Annotated in this window: 9 protein-coding genes and 1 pseudogene; 2 read left to right on the forward strand and 8 right to left on the reverse strand. The window is 38.6% G+C overall.

Annotated elements, in window-relative coordinates; all coding sequences use genetic code 11:
• Positions 1-139: 139 nt before the first annotated feature.
• Positions 140-889 carry a class A sortase gene (locus tag ADF68_RS08440; RefSeq protein ID WP_000078698.1) on the reverse strand — a complete coding sequence of 250 codons (750 nt, stop codon included), beginning with the start codon at positions 887-889 and terminating at the stop codon, positions 140-142.
• Positions 889-3357, reverse strand: coding sequence for a DNA gyrase subunit A (gene gyrA, locus ADF68_RS08445; RefSeq protein WP_049549425.1), 2469 nt, complete (start codon positions 3355-3357; stop codon positions 889-891). The genes ADF68_RS08440 and gyrA overlap by 1 nt, the downstream gene beginning before the upstream one ends.
• 193 nt (positions 3358-3550) lie before the next feature.
• Here gyrA and ADF68_RS08450 point away from each other — a divergent pair, with 193 nt between their 5' ends.
• Positions 3551-4537 (forward strand): L-lactate dehydrogenase, encoded by a 987-nt coding sequence (locus ADF68_RS08450; protein WP_049549426.1) that lies wholly within the window; start codon positions 3551-3553, stop codon positions 4535-4537.
• 57 nt (positions 4538-4594) lie between these two features.
• Here ADF68_RS08450 and sdbB read toward each other — a convergent pair whose 3' ends face one another.
• The 6 genes from sdbB to ADF68_RS08480 form a co-directional block, all read right to left on the reverse strand.
• Entirely contained in the window at positions 4595-5158 is a 564-nt protein-coding gene (gene sdbB / locus ADF68_RS08455; protein ID WP_049549427.1) for a thiol-disulfide oxidoreductase-associated lipoprotein SdbB, read from the reverse strand.
• Positions 5159-5170: 12 nt separating this feature from the next.
• A complete protein-coding gene (ccdA2, locus tag ADF68_RS08460) occupies positions 5171-5878 on the reverse strand; it encodes a thiol-disulfide oxidoreductase-associated membrane protein CcdA2 (protein ID WP_049549428.1) in 708 nt (235 codons plus the stop codon).
• A 126-nt stretch (positions 5879-6004) separates the two neighbouring features.
• Complete coding sequence (locus ADF68_RS08465) at positions 6005-6865, reverse strand: methionyl aminopeptidase (RefSeq protein ID WP_049525847.1); 861 nt, start codon at positions 6863-6865, stop codon at positions 6005-6007.
• Between the two features lie 14 nt (positions 6866-6879).
• Positions 6880-8157: a CBS-HotDog domain-containing transcription factor SpxR gene (spxR, locus tag ADF68_RS08470; protein ID WP_045763437.1), complete on the reverse strand. Its 1278-nt coding sequence runs from the start codon at positions 8155-8157 to the stop codon at positions 6880-6882.
• A complete protein-coding gene (locus ADF68_RS08475; protein WP_001028718.1) occupies positions 8150-8701 on the reverse strand; it encodes a GNAT family N-acetyltransferase in 552 nt (183 codons plus the stop codon). The genes spxR and ADF68_RS08475 overlap by 8 nt, the downstream gene beginning before the upstream one ends.
• Before the next feature lie 16 nt (positions 8702-8717).
• Positions 8718-9977, reverse strand: coding sequence for a UDP-N-acetylglucosamine 1-carboxyvinyltransferase (locus tag ADF68_RS08480; protein WP_049549429.1), 1260 nt, complete (start codon positions 9975-9977; stop codon positions 8718-8720).
• 495 nt (positions 9978-10472) lie between these two features.
• Here ADF68_RS08480 and ADF68_RS08485 point away from each other — a divergent pair.
• Positions 10473-10793, forward strand: a pseudogene (locus tag ADF68_RS08485) (ISL3 family transposase); the annotation flags it as partial.
• Positions 10794-10846 lie beyond the last annotated feature (53 nt).

The following is a 10846-nucleotide window of genomic DNA, read 5'->3' on the forward strand; positions in this document are numbered from 1 at the left end:
TTCGTAGTCCCAGCCCCGCGAGGATGATTAGGAGCTTTTTGGAGTCTAAAAGACGAACAAAAAATTCAATCAGCTACCGCGTCAAAGTTTGATTGCTAATAAAAAATGAGGTCGGGCTCTTTTGTCCCAACCTCTTCTACTATTCATAAAATTGTTTATAGGGTTTATTAAAGGCTTCTAAGATATCTGATGGAGTTTCTGCATAAGATTTTATCTCCGTCAAATTCCCTTTAACGATAATTCTCTCAACTGCATTAGCATCTTCACAGGTTACCAAGGTAATCTCTTTAATCCCATCACGTTCGTCAATTACGTCTACGCGATCAGGAGTTACAATTTTAACTTCTTCAATCTCGTATGTATAGACTTTCTCTTTATCAGTGAGATAAATTTTCATCCCTTTCTCAGCGCGAGCAAGAGGAGAGAATAATTTCTTATCTGCATTTTCACCTGCAAAGATACGGTGACTTGCTAGAGAATAATTTCCTTCCCCCATTACCTGATTGGCTTTCATTGTCCCAGCACCATAAAAGAGGTTAACATTATCGAGTCCCTTAAATATTGGCAGATTCATTTCAAGCTCTGGAATGGCAATACCTCCAATAACCGGAAGTTGCTGAGAATTCCACTGAGCTGATAGGACTGCCTCCGAGGAAAGTGATTTTACAGAATCAAAATCGAAATTTCCTTCTGTTTCTTTATTCTCCTCAATCTCTTCCTTAGTTACTTGACTGACCTGATACTTATTAGTGTTCCAAATCATGAACATATCACGAATATTGGCATTGAAGATTAAAGCGATAGATAACAAGATTAGGAATCCTGCCAGTATGTTAATCAGTAGATTCTTACGTTTATTTTTTTTACTTTGATTCTTTTTTTGAGACATTATGCTTCACTTTCTGTTTCCTGTTCTGCCCCAACTTCTTCTTTTTCTGCTGCTGCAACACTTGTAAAAGTCACAATCTTAGCATCCTGATCTAGACGCATCACTTTTACTCCCATAGTTGAACGTCCCGTTTGTGAAATATTGGCAACATTGGTTCGAATCATAACACCTGTGTCAGTGATAATCATCAGATCTTCGTCCCCTTTTACTGTTAAGAGACCAGCCAGAGGACCATTTTTCTCGGTAACATTGGCTGTTTTCATTCCCTTACCGGCACGACCTTTTGTTGGGTATTCAGTCGCAACTGTACGCTTACCGTATCCTTTTTCAGTTATGATAAGGACTTCATCTTGGTCAGTGATCACTCTCGCTCCCACTACTGCATCACCTTCACGAAGGTTTACCCCTTTAACACCAGTGGCAATACGACTCATGCTACGAACTGAAGACTGATTGAAACGAACTGCATAACCTAATCTGGTTCCGATGATGATATCTGTGTCTTTTTCAGTTAGTAAGACATTAATCAACTCATCCTCGTCTTTCAGATTCAAGGCTTTGAGACCATTTTGACGAATGTTGGCAAATTCTTTGACACTGGTTCTTTTGACAATACCTGCGCGAGTTGTAAAGAAGAGATAGGCATCATCACTACGTTCTGATTCAACATTGATAATAGTTTGAATGCTTTCCCCTTCGTCTAGTTTCAGAAGATTGACAACTGGCAAGCCCTTAGCAGTGCGACCATATTCTGGAATTTCATATCCCTTAAGACGATAGACACGTCCTTTATTGGTAAAGAAGAGCAAATGATCATGAGTGCTGGTCGAAACCAACTCACGGACAAAATCATCATCCTTGACTCCAGTTCCTTGAACGCCACGTCCACCTCGTTTTTGAGCTGTAAATTCGTCTTGGTCCAAACGTTTGATGTAGCCTTTGTTTGATAGAGTGATGAGAACATCAGATTCTTCAATCAAGTCTTCATCTTCAAGTGTCAAGACTTCACCAACCATCAACTCAGTACGACGTGGATCGCCAAACTTACGTTTGACCTCATCCAATTCTTCCTTGATGATTTGCGCTACGCGTTCTGGTTTTGCAAGAATGTCTGCCAAGTCAGCAATCAAAGCAATAAGTTCATCATATTCTGACTGAATCTTGTCACGTTCCAAACCTGTCAAACGACGAAGACGCATATCGAGAATTGCTTGACTTTGACGTTCAGATAACTTAAACTTGCTTATCAATTCAGCTTGGGCTTCTGCATCCGTTTCACTGGCACGAATGATACGAATAACTTCATCAATATGGTCCAGAGCAATTAACAAACCTTCTAAGATGTGTGCACGCGCTTCAGCTTTCTCTTTGTCAAATTGAGTACGACGAGTCACTACTTCTTTTTGGTGCTCAATATAGGCATCCAAGATTTGACGAAGAGAAAGAATCTTTGGTACACCATTCTGGATAGCCAGCATGTTAAATCCAAAGCTAGTTTGCATTTGAGTCATTTTGAACAAGTTGTTCAAGATAACATTGGCAGAGGCATCACGCTTCACTTCGATAACAAAGCGAACACCCTCACGGTTAGATTCGTCACGAACAGCTGTAATACCTTCGATACGTTTTTCTTGAACTAAACGCACAATATGTTCATGGACTTTGGTCTTATTAACCATGTATGGAAATTCTGTTACAACGATACGTTCGCGACCAGTTTTTGTTTCCTCGATTTCTGTACGGGAACGAAGAATAATCGAACCCTTACCAGTTTCGTAGGCCTTATGAATACCTGATTTCCCCATAACAAGGGCACCAGTTGGAAAATCTGGACCAGGAAGAACTTCCATTAATTCCTTGGTTGTGACTTCTGGATTATCCATCACTAACTTAACAGCATCAATGGTTTCACCCAAGTTATGTGGCGGAATATTGGTCGCCATACCAACGGCAATACCTGTAGCACCATTGACCAAAAGATTTGGGAAACGAGCTGGTAAAACAACAGGTTCACGTTCATTGGCATCATAGTTATCAACAAAATCAACGGTATTTTTATTGATATCACGAAGCATCTCAAGTGCAATCTTGCTCATACGCGCTTCAGTATAACGCTGAGCTGCGGCACCATCACCATCCATGGAACCAAAGTTCCCATGCCCATCTACAAGCATGTAACGGTAACTCCACCATTGCGCCATACGAACCATAGCTTCGTAGATAGATGAGTCACCGTGCGGGTGGTATTTACCCATGACATCCCCTGTAATACGGGCAGATTTCTTATGAGGTTTATCTGGTGTCACACCCAATTCGTTCATACCGTATAAAATACGACGATGAACTGGTTTCAACCCATCTCGAACATCAGGAAGGGCCCGCGATACGATAACACTCATGGCGTAGTCGATAAAGCTGGTCTTCATCTCCTTTGTCAGATTGACATTCACTAAATTTTTATCTTGCATTAACAAATGCCTCATTTCACTATTAGTAACTAGATATATTATACCATAGTTTGACCTAGATTTCAGTCTTCCAATCCGACTAAAACGTTTACATGAGCAAGTGGATGTTATATCCGTGACAAAGCTATTTAAAAGTGATAGAATTGAACTAAACGGGGGAAGCCCTTAAAAAATGAAGGAGATGTTTAGACAAATGACATTAACTAAACAACACAAAAAAGTTATCCTTGTCGGTGACGGTGCCGTAGGATCATCATACGCTTTTGCTCTTGTTAACCAAGGAATTGCACAAGAACTCGGTATCATTGAAATTCCTCAATTGTTTGAAAAAGCTGTTGGTGATGCTGAAGACCTTAGCCACGCGCTTGCTTTTACTTCACCTAAGAAAATTTATGCAGCTAAGTATGAAGATTGTGCGGATGCTGACCTTGTAGTTATCACTGCTGGTGCTCCACAAAAACCAGGTGAAACTCGTCTTGACCTTGTTGGTAAAAACCTTGCTATCAACAAATCAATCGTTGAACAAGTTGTTGCTTCTGGTTTCGACGGTATCTTCCTTGTTGCTGCTAACCCAGTTGACGTTTTGACTTACTCAACTTGGAAATTCTCAGGATTCCCTAAAGAACGTGTTATCGGTTCAGGTACTTCACTTGACTCAGCTCGTTTCCGTCAAGCACTTGCTGAAAAAATCGGCGTTGATGCTCGTTCAGTTCACGCCTACATCATGGGTGAACACGGTGACTCTGAGTTTGCCGTTTGGTCACACGCTAACGTTGCCGGTGTAAAATTGGAACAATGGTTGCAAGCTAACCGTGACTTGGATGAAGCGGACCTTGTAGAACTCTTCATCTCAGTTCGTGACGCTGCTTACTCAATTATCAACAAAAAAGGTGCAACATACTACGGTATCGCAGTAGCCCTTGCTCGTATCACAAAAGCTATCCTTGATGATGAAAATGCAGTTCTTCCACTTTCAGTATTCCAAGAAGGTCAATACGGAGTTGAAAACGTCTTTATCGGTCAACCAGCTATCGTTGGTGCACATGGTATCGTTCGTCCAGTTAACATCCCATTGAACGATGCTGAAACTCAAAAAATGCAAGCTTCAGCAAAAGAATTGCAAGCTATTATTGATGAAGCTTGGAAAAAACCTGAATTCCAAGCAGCTTCAAAAAACTAATTTATGTTAGAAAAAATGTCTAGACGATTTGTCTAGACATTTTTATATTTCGTTACTTTATTTCATTTGAGCAAAAGCCGCTTCTGCATCTGCGTTACTAATCGCACCTAATTGAATCTTAGCAATTTTACCCTGTGAATCAATTAGATACTCTGTAGGGATGCTTCGAATTTGATAATCTTGAAAAACAGCTCCTTTTGTATCATATAAAACTGGGATGTCTTTATAACCTTGTTCTTCAAACCACTTTGGAAATTGGTCTATCGTTTTTTCACCTTGAAGCCCTGGAGCAATGACAGATAAAATTTCGAAATCACGATCTTCCTTAGCAGCAAGCTCCATCAATTCTGGCATACTCTTCTTACATGGTCCACACCAAGATGCCCAAAATTTAAGATAAACTTTTTTACCTTTAAAATCAGATAATTTCACTTCTTTTCCATCCATTGATTGAAGCGTAAAATCAGGTGCTTCTGCTCCTACAGCCACTTGCTTCACAGTTGCTTGCTGCTGTGTCTGAGTCGTTTGATTTTCTTGACTTGATTTTTTCTCTTCCTTGCCACAAGCAATCAGAAGAAAGAGAGACAAGAAACTAAGCCCAAAATAGATAATTTTTTTCATAGATAACTCCTTTTATCCTAATATTCCAGATAAGACATTTAACTGTCCCAACATTAATAAAATTCCCATGAGAATAATCAATAAACCACCAATTTTCTTCAATAAAAGTATGTGGGATTTGATTCTACTAAAATAAGGCATGACAAGACCTGATGCCAAGGCCAGAACTAAAAATGGAAGCGCCATTCCGAGAGTGTAAATGAGGGTTAATAAGGCCCCCTGAAGAGCTCCATTTCCCCCTGAGGCAGCCAATGCTAAAACAGAACTTAAAACTGGGCCTATACATGGAGTCCAGCCAAAGCTGAAGCTGATACCCAGTAAAAAGGCCGACAAATATTTGCTAGACTGTTTTTGCTTAAATGTTACTGTTTTTTGTACCTCTAATTTTTGTAAGTGAAGAATTTCCATCTGATGCAAACCCAGTATAATAATCATGATTCCCATGACATAACGGAACCAGTCAGCATAAAGTAAATTCCCAAGGAATCCTGCTCCAAATCCAAGAATAAAGAAGATGAGAGAGATACCCGCAATGAAACAGAGTGTCCGAATCAATCCTGACCAGGCAACATCTTTACCCCAAAAACGAAATGTCTTTGACTTCTCTTGATCATCTAGCAGAATACCTGCGTAGACTGGTAACAAGGGAAAGATACAGGGAGAAAAGAATGACAAGACCCCAGCTATAAAGACTGAAATAAAAAATAAAATACTTTCCAATTAAGAACCTTCTTTCATATAATTATCTATTATTTTACTATAAAAGAAAACGTTTGTAAGAAATCCGCTACGCAAATTAATTTTCAACTTGAAAGAATCAAAAAAGGAGCTGAGCTCCTTTTTTGATTAATAAGTTCCCTCTTCACCTTGACTTGTCAAGATTACAGGCCCATCTTTAGTAATAACAAACTGATGCTCGTACTGACATGATAGTCCACCATCGATTGTTTTATGTGCCCAACCTGTTTTCATATCTGTATCGATTTCCCAATCACCTGTATTGATCATAGGTTCGATTGTCAAAACCATGCCTTCACGAAGGCGGAGACCGCGACCTGCGATACCATAGTTAGGAACCATTGGTTCTTCATGCATAGTTGGACCAACACCGTGGCCTACAAGATCACGAACAACGCCGTAACCACGACTTTCAGCATATTCCTGAATAGCAGCTCCAATATCTCCAATACGGTTTCCTACAACAGCTTTTTCAATACCAATGTACATAGCTTCCTTGGTCACGTCCATTAAGTTTTTAACTTCTTCTGACGGTTTTCCAACAGCGTATGCCCAACAAGAATCTGCCAAGCCGCCCGTAAAGTTTTGAGTATATTTTTTCATCTGCTCAACGTTGTTAAAGTTGAGTTTAGAAACATTGAGGTCAGACTTAGCGATTGGCCCACCAAGAACCATATCAACCTTCAGCAAATCGCCTTCCTTCAAAATATAGTGGCGTGGAAAAGCATGGGCTACTTCGTCATTGAGTGAACAGCAAGTGGCATAAGGATAATCCATCATTGCCCCATCAACACCGATTTGTAGTGGAAGGAAATTTTCTTCTTTACAACGACGACGCACATATTCTTCTACTTCCCACATATCTACACCTGGTTTGATGATGTCACGCAAACCGATGTGAATACTGGCAAGAAAATCGCCAGCTTTATCCATTGCTTCGATTTCTCTAGCTGATTTTAATGTAATCATGTTTTCTCCTAGTTTTAATTAATTTTTACAGTAACATTTGCTTTTGATACGATTTGATGATTGATATAAATGTCATAGTCAATAATAGCTGACCTTCTCGTATGATGAATAATTCTAGCCTGAATTCGCAAGGTATCATCAATTTGAACAGCTTGTAAGAAATAAATCAACATTTGTTCAATGATAAGGTTACGTCCGCTATTCACAACCAGATCTTGCGTCATATGGGTCAATATTTCTGAAAGAACTCCATTTGCAAGGACTCCATTTTTTTCCAACATAAATGGTTCAACCGTGATGACAACTTCGTCATGGTGGTAAGATAACTTCTGACCAACCTGTTCTGAAAATGTTGGTAAAGCTGAAACTTGAGAGCGACTCATCTTTTCCATAACATCCCGTCTAGTAATGACACCAAGTAAGGTTTGATTGCTTCTCACAACAGGTACCATTTCAAAGTCTTCAGCAATCATTCTCTGGCTAACGTTAGCAATATTCGTCGCTAAACCAGTCATATAGACTGTCCTTGTCATGACCTTATCTATCGTTGTACCAGGTGATTTATCTCCAGCATCACGCATAGTAACTACACCAACAACAACCTGATGTTGATTGATGACAGGGAAACGGCTTGTTCTATTCTTACGAACCAAGTCTAGATAATCTTTGACAGTATCTGTTTCCTGTAGAAAACCATACTCATGACTGGTACGATAGATTTTTTCAACCGTCAAAATATCTGTCTTGATCTGAACGTTGGACAAAGCTCTGTTGATCATAGTCGCAATTGTAAATGTATCATGCTTACTGCGTAATACTGGAATATTTTTTTTATTAGCATGGTTCAAAACATCTTCATGAACTTCAAATCCACCTGTTACCAAGACAGCATTTTCATTTTCAAGTGCTAATAACTGAATACGTGTTCGATCTCCTACGATAAGTAAGCCGCCATCATGAAGATAAGAAAGAATATTCTTTTCAGTCATCGCTCCAATGGAGAATTTACTAAATTCTCTATCCAATCCAGCTTGACCAGCTAAAACTTCCGAGCCTGTAACTTCTGCAATTTCTGCAAACGTTAATTTCTCAATAGCTACTTTTTTTGACTTTACACGTACTGTTCCACTTCGAGGACGTGTTTCAACAAGTCCCCTATTTTCAGCTTCTTTGATAGCCCGATATGCAGTACCATCACTTACTCCCAGCCTATTTGAAATACTACGAACACTGACACGCTTCCCAACTGGTAATTCTTCCAAGTAGGCTAATATTTCTTGGTGTTTACTCATTTAGATTTCCTTTTGTATAACGGAATTCTAGATAATCCCGCATCTTTCGGGTATAACGATCGCTACCTTTAAAACGACGATAAAGAACAAAATCTGATTTTTCTGCTACTTTCTGACTAGCAACATTTTCTAGATGTGTCACAATAGAAAGTTGCTTCAATGCAAACTCGTTCATGGATAAATCTCGTAATTTGGTAACTGCTTCAGTCATATACCCCTGAGACCAATAGTTTTTCTTTAAAAAATAGCCAATTTCTGCTTCTTTCTTAATTTCATCAAGCTTTTCAAACTTGATAGCTCCAATCATTCTTTGCTCTTTTTTATCACAAATAGCCCAAATCCCCAAAGGTGATTTCATAAAATAATTGGCAAGAGCATACTGACTTTCTTCAATACTTGCTTGTGCAGGAAAGATAAATTGAAGATTTTCAGGATCTGATGCAAGTTGATGAAAATCATCTACATCCGTAAAAAAGAAGGGACGGAAATATAAACGTTCCGTCTCATAGAAAGAAAATTTTGCTAATTTAGTCCAGATATTCATTGCAATCCTCAAATTGCTAATCTTCGATTAGCTCAATATCTGCTCCAAGATTACGCAATTTTTCGATAATATTCGAGTAGCCTCGAAGGATGAATTCAACATTGGTAATCTCTGTTTTTCCTTCAGCCAGCAAGCCAGCAATAACTAAGGCAGCTCCAGCACGTAGGTCTGTTGCCTTAACTTTTGCACCCTGCAAAGGATTTCCACCCTTATAAAGTATGTGGTCGTTTGTTATTGAAATATCTGCATTCATTTTGGCTAATTCAAAAACATGGTTGACACGTTTTTCATAGATTGTATCGATCAATGTGCCACGACCTTCTGCTTTTAATAGCAAAGGAGTAATAGGCTGTTGAAGATCTGTTGCGAAACCTGGATAAGGAGCTGTCTTAATATTAACAGCCTTTAGATTTGTTTGCTCTTCGACGAAAATACTGTCTTCAGAAACAGTCATGTGAACTCCCATTTCTTCAAGTTTAGCAATAAATCCTTCTAAATGCTCATAAAGTACATTATTAATTCGAATCCCATGACCTACTGCAGCTGCCATTGAAATATATGTACCTGCTTCGATACGGTCAGGGATGACTTGGTGGCGTGTCCCGTCCAAGCTATCCACACCATCAATTGTAATCATATCTGTACCCGCGCCACGAATGTGAGCTCCCATATTGTTTAATAATGTAGCCACATCAATGATTTCAGGTTCGCGAGCAGCATTTTCAATAACTGTTCGACCTTTAGCTTTTACTGCTGCTAGCATTGTATTAATAGTTGCACCAACACTAACAGTATCCATATAGATATGCGCACCATGTAGACTTGATCCTTGGGTTGAGAGATTCATATTATCTCCCTCGTAGGTTGTCTTAGCCCCCATAGCTTCAAATGCTTTTAAGTGCAAATCAATCGGACGTGGTCCTAGGTCACACCCTCCAGGCAAACCTACAGTTGCTTCACCAAAACGTCCTAAAAGACTACCATAGAAATAATAAGACGCACGCAAGCTATTAATTTTACCATAAGGCATTGGTTTATTTTGAACACCACGAGGATCAATCTCAAGAACATCGTCATAACGCTTGACACTAGCTCCCATGATTTCCATAATCTCAATAAGACTAGCTACATCAGATATGTCCGGAACACAATCCAAAATCACAACATCATCTGATAAAATAATGGCAGGAATCAAGGCAACGACACTATTTTTAGCGCCACTAATCGTAATTTCACCTTTCAATGGTCTCCCACCGTTAATGACAATTTTTTTCATTTTATACTCTTTCACTATTTATTAAGAAGGCCTTACCCTATATTATACCATATTTCTTACTAATAGCCAATCCTATAAAAAAATTAGGCCCAGAACTATCTTGATATTAAAGACGATAACTGTGGTTATATCAGTTAGATTTATCATACTTATCAAAGCGAGTAAAAATCTTCCTAGCCTGTAATTTTAAGGCTAGCAACAAAATTTTTACTGTACATTTTTTGTTTGCGATTGGGAAAAGAAAGACAGGCTTAATAAGTATATGCAATAGTATTCAACTTTTATAAAATAAGAAATTAAACCGATGATATTGTACAAAGATTTTACATAAAAATCATTTTGGTTACCAAAATGGGTATCAAAACAAAAAAAGGCTCTATAATATTTGTAGTGGGTAAATCCCCTATAGATATTATGGAGCCTATTTTGTTGTAGAAAAAAAGTCCCATAAGATCTATAATGAAAAGCAACCAAACCATCATTAGAAAGAAACATATGGAACAATTACATTTTATCACAAAACTACTCGATATTAAAGACCCTAATATCCAGATTATAGACATCATCAATATGGATACCCACAAAGAAATCATCGCTAAACTAGATTATGAGGCACCATCTTGTCCTGATTGCGGAAGTCCAATGAAGAAATATGACTTTCAAAAACCGTCTAAGGTTCCTTACCTTGAAACGACTGGTATGCCTACTAGAATTCTTCTTAAAAAGCGCCGTTTTAGGTGCTATCATTGCTCTAAAATGATGGTCGCTGAGACTTCTATCGTCAAGAAGAATCACCAAATTCCTTGTATAGTCAATTGAACCTAAAACAGTACATAATGTGGTATAATCTTCTTATGGCATATTCAATA

It is taken from the genome of Streptococcus pseudopneumoniae, assembly GCF_001068775.1.
Taxonomy (GTDB): Bacteria; Bacillota; Bacilli; order Lactobacillales; family Streptococcaceae; genus Streptococcus; species Streptococcus pseudopneumoniae_N.